14 protein-coding genes are annotated in these 15,379 nt (G+C 35.5%); 9 read left to right on the forward strand and 5 right to left on the reverse strand.

Going from position 1 to position 15,379, the window contains the following annotated elements:
• Positions 1-13: 13 nt before the first annotated feature.
• Positions 14-376: a PLU-1-like domain protein gene (locus EHQ43_RS00630; protein WP_135742702.1), complete on the forward strand. Its 363-nt coding sequence runs from the start codon at positions 14-16 to the stop codon at positions 374-376.
• A 131-nt stretch (positions 377-507) separates the two neighbouring features.
• On the forward strand, positions 508-1,521 hold the full coding sequence (locus EHQ43_RS00635) for a DUF1574 domain-containing protein (protein WP_244242570.1): 1,014 nt from the start codon (positions 508-510) through the stop codon (positions 1,519-1,521).
• Here the strand turns inward: EHQ43_RS00635 and EHQ43_RS00640 are convergent.
• A complete protein-coding gene (locus EHQ43_RS00640) occupies positions 1,475-2,980 on the reverse strand; it encodes a peptidase MA family protein (RefSeq protein ID WP_208730821.1) in 1,506 nt (501 codons plus the stop codon). The two genes, EHQ43_RS00635 and EHQ43_RS00640, sit on opposite strands and share 47 nt — an antisense overlap.
• Here EHQ43_RS00640 and EHQ43_RS00645 point away from each other — a divergent pair.
• The 6 genes from EHQ43_RS00645 to EHQ43_RS00670 are packed head-to-tail and all read left to right on the forward strand — an operon-like array spanning position 2,972 to position 9,661.
• Positions 2,972-3,622, forward strand: a complete 651-nt coding sequence (locus EHQ43_RS00645) for a hypothetical protein (protein WP_135753813.1) — start codon at positions 2,972-2,974, stop codon at positions 3,620-3,622. The two genes, EHQ43_RS00640 and EHQ43_RS00645, sit on opposite strands and share 9 nt — an antisense overlap.
• A gap of 34 nt (positions 3,623-3,656) precedes the next feature.
• A complete protein-coding gene (locus tag EHQ43_RS00650; protein WP_135753812.1) occupies positions 3,657-5,132 on the forward strand; it encodes a sugar phosphate nucleotidyltransferase in 1,476 nt (491 codons plus the stop codon).
• Positions 5,122-6,162 (forward strand): NAD-dependent epimerase/dehydratase family protein, encoded by a 1,041-nt coding sequence (locus tag EHQ43_RS00655; RefSeq protein ID WP_135753811.1) that lies wholly within the window; start codon positions 5,122-5,124, stop codon positions 6,160-6,162. The genes EHQ43_RS00650 and EHQ43_RS00655 overlap by 11 nt, the downstream gene beginning before the upstream one ends.
• Position 6,163: 1 nt before the next feature.
• The gene (locus tag EHQ43_RS00660; RefSeq protein WP_135742697.1) at positions 6,164-6,886 is read left to right on the forward strand and encodes a glycosyltransferase family 2 protein; all 723 of its coding nucleotides are present in this window, start codon (positions 6,164-6,166) and stop codon (positions 6,884-6,886) included.
• Positions 6,859-8,427 carry a hypothetical protein gene (locus EHQ43_RS00665; protein WP_208730823.1) on the forward strand — a complete coding sequence of 523 codons (1,569 nt, stop codon included), beginning with the start codon at positions 6,859-6,861 and terminating at the stop codon, positions 8,425-8,427. Before EHQ43_RS00660 ends, EHQ43_RS00665 begins: the two co-directional genes overlap by 28 nt.
• 19 nt (positions 8,428-8,446) lie before the next feature.
• Positions 8,447-9,661 (forward strand): AZOBR_p60025 family cell surface glycopolymer formation protein, encoded by a 1,215-nt coding sequence (locus EHQ43_RS00670; RefSeq protein ID WP_135769880.1) that lies wholly within the window; start codon positions 8,447-8,449, stop codon positions 9,659-9,661.
• Here EHQ43_RS00670 and EHQ43_RS00675 read toward each other — a convergent pair.
• Both EHQ43_RS00675 and EHQ43_RS00680 read right to left on the reverse strand, forming a co-directional pair.
• Positions 9,658-11,130: a PDZ domain-containing protein gene (locus EHQ43_RS00675; RefSeq protein ID WP_135769881.1), complete on the reverse strand. Its 1,473-nt coding sequence runs from the start codon at positions 11,128-11,130 to the stop codon at positions 9,658-9,660. The two genes, EHQ43_RS00670 and EHQ43_RS00675, sit on opposite strands and share 4 nt — an antisense overlap.
• Before the next feature lie 4 nt (positions 11,131-11,134).
• A complete protein-coding gene (locus EHQ43_RS00680) occupies positions 11,135-12,682 on the reverse strand; it encodes a S1C family serine protease (RefSeq protein WP_135742694.1) in 1,548 nt (515 codons plus the stop codon).
• Between the two features lie 31 nt (positions 12,683-12,713).
• Here EHQ43_RS00680 and EHQ43_RS00685 point away from each other — a divergent pair, with 31 nt between their 5' ends.
• Positions 12,714-13,751, forward strand: a complete 1,038-nt coding sequence (locus EHQ43_RS00685; RefSeq protein WP_135742693.1) for an ATP-binding protein — start codon at positions 12,714-12,716, stop codon at positions 13,749-13,751.
• Between the two features lie 43 nt (positions 13,752-13,794).
• Here the strand turns inward: EHQ43_RS00685 and EHQ43_RS00690 are convergent, their stop codons facing one another.
• Together EHQ43_RS00690 and htpX are read right to left on the reverse strand one after the other, a co-directional pair.
• On the reverse strand, positions 13,795-14,328 hold the full coding sequence (locus tag EHQ43_RS00690; RefSeq protein WP_135742692.1) for an adenine phosphoribosyltransferase: 534 nt from the start codon (positions 14,326-14,328) through the stop codon (positions 13,795-13,797).
• A gap of 93 nt (positions 14,329-14,421) precedes the next feature.
• A complete protein-coding gene (htpX, locus tag EHQ43_RS00695) occupies positions 14,422-15,312 on the reverse strand; it encodes a protease HtpX (RefSeq protein ID WP_135742691.1) in 891 nt (296 codons plus the stop codon).
• Positions 15,313-15,379: the final 67 nt, after the last annotated feature.

Consider the following 15,379-nt stretch of genomic DNA (forward strand, 5'->3'; position numbering starts at 1 on the left):
GGAGGGTTGGAAGATGGAATATCCTGAATTGGAATCTTATTTCCAGAAATTAACTGATATAACAGACCGTATCGCAATGATGAACAATCATTTTGATGCGACACCTGAGATCGACATACCACAGTTAGCTGATTTTTTTGAAGACATTCAATCGAAGGATTGGGAAAATACAGATAGAGAGTATTACGAACTCTTTACCAGTTATTTCACTTTCCATGTGAAAACTGTAGAAGAAACCATCCAAGAAGCACGTGAAATCTTGAATCCAGAAAATAGAGAACACGTGAAGAAATTAGTTAGCCATGTCCGAAAGGCAGACGATTGGTTTTTAAGTCTCAAAAAGAAACGCAAGCTTGCTCGTACACAAGTAGCATAATCGCAATCCCCCTCATTCGAAAGTCTGAGGGTGGTATCTCAATTCGCTTTACATTTTAATCCGTTTCCTTTCTCCTTTCAGATATGCTCAAGGCGCGGTTCCTTTTTTACCCAGTTTTTCTTTTGATTTTTATGTTTCTTGTGGATTCTATTTTTAGAATTCCTTACATCCAAACACTTGCCAAAATTGATTTAACAGCCGTTAATTATAAGGCAAAATCGGATTTTTTACAAAAATTGATCGAAGAAAAACCTGGAGTCAAAACACCTAAAACAAAAAAAATAATGTTGGTACTTGGTTCCTCCCGCCTTCTTTATTTTGATCATGACGAACTTGTATCTTTTTACCCTGACTGGGAGATTTATAATTTATCATCGGCTGTAACAACTCCCGCTTATTATGATTTTCAGCTCACTAAAATCTTAGATGCAGGGATCAAACCTGATCTTGTGATCATGGAAACAGATCCCAATCAATTCAATCAAAACTCTGTATTTAAAAGTTCAAATCTAACATATAGTTTTGATTTGGGATATGTATTGTCTAATTTATCGTTATTTGGGAAAGACCATGTTTCGTTCTATCTTGGTCGCAAACTTTTTGCTGTTGGAACATATAAACCATACTTAGATCAAATGTGGAAAAATTATAAAAATCCATATTTAGATAATGTTCTTGGTATGCACAAATCAACTTATGATTACATACTTACACATAATGGGAATGGTTTATCTCCAATTGAAAATTATATGGAGAAAGATTCTAACGCATTACTTCTCACAAGTCATAGAACTCTTGATTGGTTGTTTGCTTCTTACCAAAGGAGTAGCATGCAGTTTGGATTTTATGAAAAAATATTGGATCGTCTCCAAACAGAGAAAATCAAAACAGTTATTCTGTGGCCTCTATCTTCTCCTGATTTTGAAACTTTGTTAGAAAAAGAGTCTCTTGTAAAAACTTGGGAAACAGAAATTGATACGATAACAAAAAGACATAACTTTTCAATTTTGAAATTGAAAAATGACCCGTCTTACACATGTAATGCTTTTGCTGATGGAGGGCACGTAGCAAAAGATTGTTACAGGGGCCTCATGCGTTCTATTCTATTGGAATACTTTCGTAAGTATGAGCCAAATCATTTGTAAATTCAATCCCACATATGGGGATAGCTCCATAAGGGGATGATTCTTGGATCACAGATTTAAGTGATCTAGGTTTACTTGGATTTTGGATTGGTACATCATCCTTACCTGGAGTAAATTTGAGGTTGGCATTTAAACCTTGAGGGGAATCCGCCCATAACACTATCCCTTGCGTTACTCCAGTAATACGACCTTGGTTTTTTCGCGAACTTGATGCAGAAATTGCCGGTGTATTCGTTGTATAAAAATTTGCGGCTCCTTGTTTGATCGATGACTTTGCTGTTGTCGGCGAAACTGGGTATATGATGAGCCGATTCAAACTTGTTGGCAGTGGGTATTTGGCAAGTGCAGCCGTCAAATCTATGGTGTTAGGTGCTTGTCCATCGGCAGTAACTTGTTGCACCGATGATACATTATTGATATTAAAACTCTGTGCTGTTAGAAGTGTGAACAAACGAAAGAATATATCTGAGTTGTTACTTGTGAGTCGAGTGGAATCAAAATTGGGACTTGATTTAAAAATTGAAATGAGATTACCTGTGGAATTGGCCCTTGTCCCACCTGTCCCAACAACCGTATTTCGGAAAAATTGTTGTCTCTCTGAGTCTGTGGTTCCAGAAATATCATAAAGGTATCTCATAAATACGTATGCAAAAGAATATTGTTTGAGAACTTCCGCATTATTATTCCAATCCAACAATGATACACCATTGATACCATCATTACATCGCGAATCATTAACTCCTGAATAACAATCCAATCGACTTGTTTGGGGTCCGAATCCAGCAATATCACTTGCCACTTCGCTTGTTCCTTCATTGATCCATAATTCGTCTGAATGGTTTGAATCGTACATTTTTGGAAATCGGAGTAGATGTTGGAACTCGTGAGCGGCTGTTGAAGCAAATGCATTTGGGTCTTTACTATTTGCAGCAATGAGTTCTCTTCCGTCTAAATATAAAACCTCTGCAAAATTGGATCGCACACGTTGAAGGAAATTATCAGGAAAATAGTTGATGGGATCAAAGTATCCAGCCACATAAGCACTGTTTGACGTTGCACCGTCTTTGATATCCATTACTAAAATTTTCACTTTCCCGTCACCGTCGACATCACTTGGTATCCCAAAGGTTTCAACAAGCCTTGGGTATGTGATTGTATCAAAATCTTTTGCGAATTGAATTAAATTGAAGTTGGTTGACAAAGATTTTTCTTTATAAACTTCGATAAAGTTTCCAGAGCTAACAAGTTCGACTGGAACGCAGACACTGCTTTGTGTTCGTAAATCTCGTGCCCATAAATCTGGTCCGGTGACACAGTTGGCACCAAAAATAGAATACACACCCAACAACAAAAGTAGGTCGTCATTTTTTCCATTTTGAGAATTAAGCTGATTGCATTGCGAAAGCGTTGTTGTTAATAAGAGAAAGGGGAGAAGGAATTTTATTCTGAAATGCATCATAAACTAGCGGTCTTGTTCCTATTTTCTCTCTCATTCATTTGGACGAATCCTTTTTATGGAAAGTCAATCGAAGGTTTGTATTTTTCTGACCGTCAAACAACTGAAAATGGATACTTAATATTAGGGATAGAGATTTTTTCCGAAAAGGGAAAGTCTTTTTATAACGCCCAAGAACTCCGTTACAAAAAAACGTTTGGATGGGAAGAAATCCTTTTTGTAGGGAAAGTAACGCATGATGGTGCAGACCTTCTCCTCACCCCAGAAGCCTGCCAAATCCGCGCCAAAGAAGTATGGGATACAAAATTTGCCTTATTACGCCGGTTTGATTGTGACCATTTAATCTTTCGTTTGTCAAAAAACGAGAATCAACAATGGGTGATTTCTGAATCCTTGCTTGGGACAAGGAAAAATCTGATATTCCTTTACGAAATCGATCACAGTGCTGGCAGTCCAGTCGCTGTCCAAATCTCTGGAATTCCTGGGAACGAAAGGGGGATTTGGGGCTTCCATTTGAATGGTCTGGGGGGCAAAGGGCCTGAAAAAACCTGGAATGCCTCTAAACGCATTTGGGAGCCTTTTTCCGGCTACAAAACGAGCGAGGAACTCCAATTCTACCGATGGAAACGATCCTTTTCTAATTGACCCTATCCTTCCTTCCAGAGACTTTCCTTATACATTGAAAAAGATCAGAATTGGGGTGATTGCCGCTGCTGGAAAAGGCACAAGGGCCTACCCCCGCACTAGTTTCATTCCAAAACCACTGTTTGTCATCGAAGGCAAAACCATCCTACATCGTAATGTTGAGTTAATGGTAAAAACCTTCGGGATTGAAAAAGTCTATGTCCTTGTAGGCCATCTTAAGGAACAAATCATTCAAGAGCTGGAACAAATTCGATTGGCTCTTCCGAAAGTTGTCATTGAGCCAGTTGATTGGACCGAACGTGGGCTGGCATCCGATGTTGCAAGTCTTGAGAAAACAATTCGTGAACCATTTTTAACGATTTTAGGTGATGAGTTTTATTATCACACGGATCATGAATCCTTTCTCAAAGTATTAAAAAAACATCCCAAAATGGCAGCATCCATTGGTATTGTTAAAACTTCATTATTGTCCAGAATCCGGAAAAACTATTCAGTCGTATTAGAAAATGATAAAATTCTAAATCTCGTTGAAAAACCTGAGAACCCACCAAACCAACTTCTGGGATTAGGAAGTTATTTTTTTACTCCTGAATATTTTGAATTTTTCAAAAAAACACCTGCTTCACCTAAATCTGGTGTGATCGAAATCACTGACGTCATTGATAAAATGGCAAAAGAGTCGAACGGTGGTGTTTATGCAACAATGTTAAATTGTGAATACTTTAACATAAACTCGATGCAAGATTATTATCATGCAGTTTATGAAGTGCGAAACGATTTATTTTCAAAGTTTAAAACAAGTTTAATCATTCCCACTAATAATAATGAAAGATCGATCACGGATGTCATTGTAGATTTCAAAGACAAATTTAATGAGATCATCGTTATTGATAATGAATCAACAGATGAAACGGTTACACTTGCTAAAAAGGAAAAAGTGAAAACATATACTTTTCCTGGAGATTCTGATCCTTCAAGACTTGGGGAACAAGTGAGACGTGGGATTGATTATGCAACGGGTGATATAATCGTTGTTGTATCCCCCGACGGATCTTTTCGTTCCAAAGATTTTCCGAAACTTCTAGAATATATGAAGGATTCGGACATGGTGATTGGCACAAGAACCACAAGACAGATGATCGAACAAGGTTCAAATCTTAAACCATTATATCGTTTAGTAAATTTACTTATGGGTAAACTGGTCGAAGTGTTTTGGTGGGGACAAGAACCTAGATTCACTGATGTGGACTGTCAATTTTTCTCTGTTTGGCGAGAGTCATATGATAGAGTAAGATCACAATTAGTCGTTGAAGATCGTAAGTTTATCGTCGAGTTAATGATTGATATCGTTAGATCTCATATGAGATGCATTGAGATTCCAGTTTCTTATTTTAAACCAGTAGGGCAGGTGGAATACCGCCTTCGTGATATGATTTCAGATTCATTTCAAATATTTAAATTGATATTATCAAAAAAGTTTTTCCTAGGAGAAAGTCGCGATGGCGAATAAAGTATTGGTTACAGGTGGGTGTGGGTTTTTAGGATCACATGTTTGTGAATTGTTTCGTAAGGAAGGTTGGGATGTTGTTAGTTTTGACAACATGACAAAATATGAATTAAAACGAACTGGATACGGAACAGACGCAACACGAGATTATAACTGGAATTATTTAAAGTCAATTGGTGTCACTATGGTTAAGGGAGACATCAGAAATTTAGAACACTTAATGGACCGAAGTGTTGATTGCGATTATATCATTCACACTGCTGCGCAACCTGCCATGACCATTTCGTGGGAAGATCCAGAACTAGATTTTTCAACTAACGTGATTGGTACTTTTAACGTAATGGAAGCAGCAAGGAAACACAAAATACCTGTTGTGAATACTTCTTCTATCCATGTTTATGGAAATTCCATTAACGATAGTTTAAAAGAAGATAAAACATCTTATGTACGTGAACCAGTAGAGATCCCAGTTACTCATCCAACAATGGTTGGACAAATTTCTCCACTACATGCATCCAAGATGAGTGCAGAACATTATGTTCGCTCTTACACTGATATGTATGGAGTAAAAGCTGCAAGTTTTCGTTTTACAGGAATTTACGGTGAACGTCAGTTTGGTGGTGAAGATCATGGATGGGTTGCAAATTTTGCAATTCGTTCTGTATTTGGTTTGCCACTACGCATATTTGGGACCGGTAAACAAACCCGCGATATTCTCCATGCAGAAGATGGAGCAAAATCATATTTAGAATTTTTTAAGAATCCAATTCCTGGTGTTTACAATATTGGGGGAGCGAGTCCTCACAAAATTTCATTATTGGAATGTATCACTCTGATTGGCGAAATCCTAGGTAAAAAACAAGAAATCCTATTTGAAGTGGAACGACCTGGTGATATGCGTTATTTCATTTGCGATATATCAGAAGCCAAAAAATTTGGATTTAATCCAAAGATCCTTCCAAAAGAAGGGGTCACTCGACTATTGAAATGGATAGAAGCTAACAAAGACGTATTTAATATTTCAGGAAAGTAAATTGGCAAATAAAACTTTAGTTGTCATCCCTGCCTATAATGAAGCCGCTACAATCGAAGAGGTTGTACGCGGTGCCATTGTATATGCAGATGTTTCAGTCACAGATGACTCTAGTAAAGATGAGACACCAATTATATTAAATAAACTCAAAAAGGAATTTGGTTCCCGACTTCATGTGATCCGACATGAAAAAAATACACATATTCCTAAAGGTATCCAAGATGGAATGTTGTATGCAGTTGAAAAAAAATATGATTGGGTCATCACAATGGATGCTGGTTTGTCACATGATGCTGCGTATTTAAAAGAATTTATACAATACCCAAATTGTGACTTGGTCATCGGTTCAAGAACCTCCACAGTAAATGTTCCCTTGTATAGAAAGTTTATATCTTGGTTAGCAGCGAAAGTGATGAATTATTGTTTATCAAACGGAATATTTGATCTGTTCGGAAATAATTTGCGAGATTGCACAAGTGGATATCGAAGGTATTCTAAACCTATGTTTGAGACTATTGCTTCGTACCCGTTGGAATCAGTTGCTTTTGATTTCCATATGGAGGCACTTTCGATTGTCTCTAAAAACAAAGGTACAATCAAAGAACTGCCAATTAAGTATGTTTTTTCCAACAGTAGTTTTAACCGTAAGGTTTTAAAACTTGCAATTCAGTTTGCAAAAAAACTTTTATTAAGAAAATGGAAACTAATTCCAGCTTACCCATAAAATCAAACCTTCTAAGTATCAGATGGAAGGTATTTCTTGTCACTATTGGATTGTTATGTGGCACATTTTTATTAGATAGAATCGTTTTTTTTGAACTTTATTTTTTATTTCCCAATGAAACCGAGTGGGATTCTTCTCCTTGGTACAATTTTATATATAAAACAAAAGAGTTACAGGCTACAAAAGACAAACATAGAACAATTATTACAGGTAGTTCTGTAGCACTATATTCTGTGTTACCTGATGAATTGAATCGAAAAATAAGTCCTCAAACCACTTACACTTTTTTTTCCCATGTGGCAATGACGCCAACGGACTTATTTTATTATAAAGAAAACTTACATAAATCGAATCCGAATTTGGTGGTTTACCTTCATAATTTTGCCGACTTACAATGGGAATATATGGAGAAGGATGGTGACTTATTTAAATTCCAGTATGACATTTGGTTACATCAATTGGCAGGTCGTTATCCAACCAAAACAATCTATCCAATTTCTTATTTGAAAGATTACTGGAATCAAATCGATAGAAAATCATTATCAAAATTAGTCACGAAATCATTATTTTATGTAAGTAGATTTCGAATATTCTTTTGGGATCCAATAATCGTTTTTATAGATAATCATTTCCGAAGTGGGAGAAAATACCATCTTTATCAAGGGATGATTCCAACTGAAGGTATATGGTCCAAAGGTTGGACTAAAAATATTGCAACGATTGAATGCACGGAGCAAAAAGAAACTGAGTCAATATTCATTCAAAAAAAAGATACAACTGTAATGTTTCGTTTTTATGAAAATCAAAATTCATTAAAATCTAATTCTCCTTCTCATATTCAATCCATTCAATTTCAAAAATCAGGTTGGGTTGAAATTCAGTGGAACAAAATGAACGAAAATAATAAACCTTGGAAGATTGTACAAATCGAAATACGATCGCAACAACCAACCGCAAAAGAAGTGAATTTGATTCGCTATGGAAAAGATGAAAAAGTAGGCATTCGTTTATCGCATTTTTTTTGCAAATCGAACCAAGTTGAAAATCGCTCTTACTCACGATCAAGTTATTGGGACGATACACGTTTTGTCCAAATGCCATTAGATGAATTCAAAGATGAATATTTTGAGCGAATGATACGGGATGCAGGAAATCGTAAAGAATTGTGGCGATTACATGTTGTACGGGAAGCTAAAAAAAATGTGAACACTGTCAAATTTGAACCTTGGTTAGAATACAATCGAATCTTACAAATATCTGAATTCTTTTATCAAAATCAAATTCCATTCGTTATCGTGCTTAGTCCTGAAAATCCAATCGAGTATTCTTTTTATAAAAATTCTCAATGGAGAAAAGATTGGATTTCTCACTTGAAAAATCAATTAGAGAAACGAGGTCAATCCTTGATTGATCATACGGAAGTTATAACTGATGTGAGGTATTTTTTTGATCCTCACCACTTAACATTCGAAGGTGCAAAGTATTATAATCCAATTTTTGAAAAGTCGATTGAGTCATACTCTTTGAGTCAAAAACAATGATTGTAATGGGAGAAACTAAATGATTTTAAAAAAATTGAATCCTATTTTTCATTTTCTAAACAAGAAACAATTCTTATCTATAACTTTGTTTTTTATCCTTTGGGGAATTTCTACAATTTCTTATTGGAAAAAATATGAATGGAATCCTAGCTCTATGGTCAACTTTGGTTATGAATTTGCATTACAAAACCAAAAAGAAACTCCTTCCAATTCCATATTATTTAAAGGTGAAACGGGAGATTTAGGAGCAGGTTACGATGGACAAATTTTTTATTATTTTTCAAGACCACTCGCAAATTTTAATTTAAACTGGCCGAAAGGATTTGATGAATCGTATCGGGCTCCCAGAATCGGATATCCATTGTTAATTGCAATGTTTGGAGTATTTGGAAAAGGTTTTGCGATTTTTGGGATGTATTTTTGGAACATTTTCCTTATCTTAGTTTCTTATTTTTACCTTCGAAAACTTTTGGATGATGAAACAAAACCATATACCATTCTTTACTTATTAAGTCCATTTGCTCTTGGTAGTTATTATGTACTTGTTAGTGATTCTATAATGGTATCATTACTTATCATCGGCTATTACTTTTTTGTGAAGGAAAAATGGATTCAATTTATACTGTTATCTAGTTTGGCTATCCTTACAAAAGAACCTGCTTTGTTTTTATTATTTCCAATCGGATTGTATGCTTTGATTCATAAAGATTGGAAAAAGATGATCATAGTTGGTTCCGTTCTAGTGATTCCAGTTTGTTGGCATCTTTATTTATCATACCGTTTCCCAAATTGGAGACCTGGCAGACTGACAGACTTTATCCTTCCATTTGAAGGATTAATTTCGTATATGGAATCAATTTGGAGACAAATAGCAGCGGATTCAAATTTAAAAGAACTCGCTCGTTTGTTTTCTAGATTCCCATTAGTGGTTCTCTTTTTTCTCGGAGCATTTTTGCCTTTCACCGGCAAACTCAATAAAGGATGGGAGTTTAGAATTTCATTCCTTTTGATTATGTTTATGGTGGCGACAGCTGGTTACTACCACTTTTGGTCAGTGTATGAAAACGTTTCGAGAATGTTTACTTTATCAATTCCTGTTTTGTTATTACTAATGAATTCCGATAAACAACTTCGAAAACAAGAATATATATTGGTAACGCTTCTTATTTTATTTTTGTTTGTTATAAAAGTTTTGTTTATTTCAAAACAAATGAATTTCCAAGTAGGTTTTTAAAAGTTAGAATCAGATCCGATTTGGAAACTCTTTTTAGCTTCTTCGTTAAGTGAACTGATTTCTTCTTTTTTGAAAATCAGTTCATATCCATCGTTCATAATAAATTTGATAAATGGTGACTCATTTTGGTTCACTACCGTACGTAATTCCTCCAATGAACTGATTTCATGCCCATTGACAGATTTAAGTATTAATTGGTGGGTATTGTGGTATGCTTTGTTGCCCACGAGGGGAACTACTTGAGATAAAAATATTATTTTACCTTCTTTTGAATTTCTTTTGATTCGATAAAAATCGTTTAGATACAAAAGTTCTTTACTCACACGATTACGCCACTGGTTGCCGTGGTCGGTTAAATAATGTTCGGAAAGTTCTTGAAAAATAATTCCAGCTAACATCAAATACTTAGGCATTTGGAATCTTGTATTCCCATGTGGAATTCGAATTGAGAATTCATTTAATGGTTTTAAATCCATTTCCAAAGAAATTGGTTTTTTATTTCTGAGTATTTTTATTTTAATTTTTTTATCAAAAGCAGATTCTGATTCATAAGTATTGTGAAATAGATATGACATGTTTAATTTTCCAAATTTTGGATGGTCAAAATATCCTTTCGGATCAATTTTGAAGTTTGATACTTCTAAAATAACATCTTCTATTTGTAGCAGGCCATCAGCAGAAGAACTGGGATAAATTTCTGCCACAAGTACTCCCAAATCATCTTTTCGGAGTCCTAAAACATTACGAGAAGCACTATCCACTAAAGGTTTGAATCGGAACCCCTTGAACGGAAAGGTTTTCCCATTTAAGAAATGTTTTATGGCAAAAGAGGGAATCATTTTCCCCATACCATTTTCCTTAAATTGGTATAAAATCCCTTGTGGAATTCTGGACGATGAATCAACGATGAGTTCACCTACACCATCCAACTTTTCTTCTGATTGGATTTCAATGTATGGTAGTTCCACATAACCGCTTGCATAAGATTCTATATCCATTCGAACCATTCGAACTTTTTTTTCTTCAATATTTCTTTGGTCCTTACCTTCCATAACCAATCCCAAACCAGGTAAAAATATTTCATTCGGGAATTGGACTTCTTTTAAATCTTTCTGAAAGGAAGGATCATTTAACTTCAAAATGGCGAGACCCAAATCAGCATCCAAACGATCTAGTTCAGCTGTATAAACTTTGAGTGCATCAGGTTTTTTAACTTCAATGTTTGTATAAAAATAAATCGCTTGGGCAGGAACTAAGATTCGATTGTCACCAATATAAATCCCGGTTGATTGGCGAATTTCTGGATTTTTAAATCTCCAAGGTTGGATGTAGTTTGGGTATACAACTGTAACTTTAATTTGTAGAATTGATGCGTCATGATTGGCAACAGGTACAGGTTTACTTTCCAATTGATTTACTATGAATAATAACGTGATAAAACTATAAAATATTTGAGAGAGGTTTTTCATCTATTTATTTACCTGTAATATGATAGGTTCTTTTGATTTGTTCGTCAGCTTTTTCGGATTCCTCTTTGTCTAAAATCATTGGTACTTGGATTCCATAAAAGTGGATTTTAAAAGTTTTCTCTTTTGAGTTTTGTATTAAATTTTTGAAGTGGTTTAGGTTTTTCACCTTTATTCCATTAAATGACTCGACAACCATGTTCAAATAAAAATCGGAATGTGAATTCGTTGGGTGAGGTAATTTCCTATATAAAACAACGTCTTCTGTTTCGCCATCTAACAACTGTGATCCTTCGTAAAACCTATAAACCAATAAACTTCCACCTTGAGTTTGGCCAATTTTACTCCAAGTTTCTAAAAGATCTCTATTTACTGTTTGGAAGACAAGGCCACCAAAAATTAGATAATCATATTCTTTGCCATAACTAGATCTTTGGTTTTCCATTTGTGGCATTTTTTTGGCAGGAAAACTCACTTGTATTTTTTTCTTTTTTCGAATTAATTCGAATTTGATTTCTTCTCCAGCAAATTTATTATCAATTACTTCCAAAAAATCAATGGAGTTTGTTTCCAATAAGTTACCGTTACGACCAATTTTACGACCGTCAATCGCTGTCAGATAATCACCTGGAAATAGGTATCCATCTGCCGATCCATTTCTGAAAACTCTTGTAATAAAAACTCCTTCTTCGCCATTTGGAATTTCATAATATTTTCTATGGGATTCAGAAAAAGAGTTTTGTGTTTGGATACCAAGTTCTACATAGCCATTGTAATTTCCATCTTCGATATCTTTTAAAAAATGTTCGATTACATTTGTTGGTATGATATATCCAATATTTTCTCCTTTTGTCGATGCTTGGAAGGCAACACCAACAACTTTTCCATTCTGTAATGCTGGACCGCCAGAATTTCCTGGGTTAATTGCTGCATCCACTTGAACAACCAAATGGCTATCGATTTGTGAATGTGCATAATTAGATTGTTCAATCCTCGAGACAATTCCACGACTGACCGATATTTTACTGCCTCCAATTGGATAACCAATGATATCAACTGGACTTGCAAGTTCTGGTAATCCACCTAACTTTAATTCTACACTATCGGTATAAAATGATTGATCCGGGACTTCTAAAATAGCCAAGTCACAATCGTGTGCAATGTATAATAATTTCAATTCAAACCATTCCGTTTGGTTATTCCTTTGCGCTTCAATAAATTTGGCATTGGAAACAACATGGGCATTTGTCAAAATACGGTTTTTGGTAATGATAAATCCTGAGCCAGTGGATGCAGAGATTCCAGAAGACATCCAAGGGGAAAAGGGATCTTTTGCTTGTGAAAATACACGGATTTGGACTACAGATTTCTTAATTTCGTCAACAGATTGACTGTTTGCATCTGCATACAATGAGTCGGAGAATAAAGAAAGAAAAAATAAAATAGTACTCGCAAAGGCAAGTGGGTAGGTTAACATTTTTTTCTGTTTCTGCATGAGTTTATTTGAATCCATTTTATTCGGATCGGTAGCCTTTTTTTCTTTGATTACGGGCATCGTTTCCTTTAGGAAGAATCCTCGCACCGGAATGAAAACAAGTTTTTCAATCCTTGCTGGTTTTTTCTGTATTGGTAATTTGACAATCTTACTCGATACTTTGATTTTAAAAAACCAAATCCTAAATCACCCACATTTCATTTCCACATTCCTTGTATTTCTGTCCTTTGTACTCATTTTATTTGGCTTACACTTCCCAACCTTTTTTCGCAATTTCCCAAAACTTTTGATCATCAGTTCATTTGTATTTGGTATGGGGACTATGTTGCTTGTTGTTGATTTGGGTTTACTCAACGATATTTATCCTGAAGCCAGCTTGATCCTATTGAAATATTATTATAATAGCTATTATATTTTAACATTTTTGATTTTTTCCTATTTGATCATCGCCAAACTTCGTTTTAATTTTCCAGCAATCCAAACGTTTATGGAATATATTTATTATGCGGCATTTTTTTCATGTTTTTCTTTTTTGATTATCTGTAATTATTCTTCGATCATTCCAATCAGTACTTTATATTTTTTGCATTTTTTTCTGTTTTTAGATTTATTATTCTTAACTTGTTTTATCGTTTTTTTATTTCATTATTCTTTTACAAAAGATTATCTCACACATCCATTTTCTTTTTTATTTGAAAGATCCAAACAAATTTTTGAAGAAAAAATTCCTGCCAATCATTCCAATTCAAGAATTATCAAAGAAAAACTTTGGAACTTATATGAAAAACATAATTGGAAAAAAACAATGGATAGTTTTTGGTTTCAAATCTTAGTTGATGAAACCTTAGACAACGCTTTGGAACATGGTGGGAAAAGGGAAGAGGACATCATCACAGTTCATGTATTTGAATCTCCAAAATACATAGATGTTTTTGTAATAGATAGCGGAAAAGGATTTAACCCAAGATTAATTCCAAGCCCAATTGAATTAGATCGTAAACTTGTGACAGGCGGAAGAGGGATTCACATTCTAAAAAAACTATTTTTGGTTCGATGGAATTTTTTAGGAAACGAAGTGAATATCCGAGTCGATAAAACAAAAAGCTCCGACTGGAAATCAAATGTTTAGTCGAAACTTTTTGTTCTTGTTCGTTAGATTTTAAGTTTTGTTCTTAGTGCCCTTCGAATTCGCAAATTGAAAAAACATCAATTCCATAAGTATCTTTGATTCTTTTTGCACCACCTAAATCTGGTAAGTTGATAATTGTCGAACATTCAATCACTTGTCCTTTTAAGTTCTGTACAAGTTTGATCGATGCTTCCAATGTCCCACCAGTTGCAATTAAATCGTCCATGATAAGGACTTTGTCCCCAGGAACTATTGCATCAGTATGGATTTCAACGTGGTCAACACCATATTCTAACGCATAAGATTCTGAAATTGTATTCCCAGGTAATTTTCCTTTTTTTCGAATGGGAACAAACCCCACTCCTAATTGGAACGCAAGTGCCGCACCAGGAATAAACCCTCTTGCGTCGATGGCGGCAATCTTATTTAATTTTGCATTTTGGTATCGTTCTACAAACATCCCAATGGTCAGTTGGAAACCCTCTGGATCAATGAGAAGGGAAGTAATGTCTCGAAACAAAATCCCTGGTTTCGGGTAATCAGGAATGGTTCGGATCTTAGATTTAACAATGGACATAAATGGATGAAACCAAAGAAGACTAGGGTCTTGCAATAAAAAAAGGCCGGCAAATGCCGACCTTTCCCAACATTCTAGAGCCTTCTAGATGTATTATCTCATTTGTTTGAGAGCGAGGATTCGATCTTCTAATGCCGGGTGAGTGGCGAATAGAGATAGGAATCCTCCTTTTTTCGAAGAGATTTTGAAAGATGCAATGGCTTCTCCTCTTGGGTCTTCTGGCATCTCTACCATTTGTCGGAGAGATTCCAATGCGGATATCATAGATTCCCGTCCTGCAAGTTTGGCACCGCCAGCATCTGCTCGGAATTCTCTCTGGCGAGAGAAGTAAGCAACAGCCATAGAACCTAAGATTGAGAAGACGATATCGAGAGCAATGGTCACAACAATACGAACAATATGAGCCATTTCTTCTTTCACAGCATTGGCTGCTACATAAGCAATGATACGTGAGATAAACATCGCAAATGAGTTCACAACACCTTGGATAAGGGTAAGTGTTACCATGTCACCATTTGCTACGTGAGACAATTCGTGAGCAAGCACCCCTTCTAACTCTTGTGTGTTCATCCGGTTAAGGAGACCTGTAGAAACAGCGACAAGGGCACTTGATTTGCTTGGTCCCGTTGCAAATGCATTTACTTCAGGGGATTCGTAAATACCAACTTCTGGCATAGGAAGGTGGGCTCTTTGAGCCAAGGATTGTACACGGCGGTACACATCCATTTCATGTGCTGAAGCTTGTTTTGGATCGATAACTTTCACACCCATCGTCCACTTCGCCATCATTTTGGAAAGTAAGAGGGAAATGAAAGATCCCGCCATACCCCACATTAAACAGAATACAATGAGTTGCGTTAGATCCAAACCATAGGCACGGATACTGAATCCCATCGAACCCAAAAAGGTAGTAACGATGGAAATCGTCGTCATAATCAATATATTGGTTAACAGGAAAAAACCGATTCGTTTGATCCAAGTCATAGGAAATTGTTCTCCTTACGGTTCTTAGTAGAACCTACATGTTAGACTGAAACTTTACGTTCTTTTG

It is taken from the genome of Leptospira bouyouniensis (assembly GCF_004769525.1).
GTDB lineage: Bacteria > Spirochaetota > Leptospiria > Leptospirales > Leptospiraceae > Leptospira_A > Leptospira_A bouyouniensis.

Coding starts and splice junctions, on each gene's coding strand:
- EHQ43_RS00630 (WP_135742702.1), top strand. CDS start 14: ATGGAATATCCTGAATTGGAATCTTATTTCCAGAAATTAACTGATATA.
- EHQ43_RS00635 (WP_244242570.1), top strand. CDS start 508: ATGTTTCTTGTGGATTCTATTTTTAGAATTCCTTACATCCAAACACTT.
- EHQ43_RS00645 (WP_135753813.1), top strand. CDS start 2,972: ATGCATCATAAACTAGCGGTCTTGTTCCTATTTTCTCTCTCATTCATT.
- EHQ43_RS00640 (WP_208730821.1), bottom strand. CDS start 2,980: ATGATGCATTTCAGAATAAAATTCCTTCTCCCCTTTCTCTTATTAACA.
- EHQ43_RS00655 (WP_135753811.1), top strand. CDS start 5,122: ATGGCGAATAAAGTATTGGTTACAGGTGGGTGTGGGTTTTTAGGATCA.
- EHQ43_RS00665 (WP_208730823.1), top strand. CDS start 6,859: ATGGAAACTAATTCCAGCTTACCCATAAAATCAAACCTTCTAAGTATC.
- EHQ43_RS00670 (WP_135769880.1), top strand. CDS start 8,447: ATGATTTTAAAAAAATTGAATCCTATTTTTCATTTTCTAAACAAGAAA.
- EHQ43_RS00675 (WP_135769881.1), bottom strand. CDS start 11,130: ATGAAAAACCTCTCTCAAATATTTTATAGTTTTATCACGTTATTATTC.
- EHQ43_RS00680 (WP_135742694.1), bottom strand. CDS start 12,682: ATGCCCGTAATCAAAGAAAAAAAGGCTACCGATCCGAATAAAATGGAT.
- EHQ43_RS00685 (WP_135742693.1), top strand. CDS start 12,714: ATGAAAACAAGTTTTTCAATCCTTGCTGGTTTTTTCTGTATTGGTAAT.
- EHQ43_RS00690 (WP_135742692.1), bottom strand. CDS start 14,328: ATGTCCATTGTTAAATCTAAGATCCGAACCATTCCTGATTACCCGAAA.
- htpX (WP_135742691.1), bottom strand. CDS start 15,312: ATGACTTGGATCAAACGAATCGGTTTTTTCCTGTTAACCAATATATTG.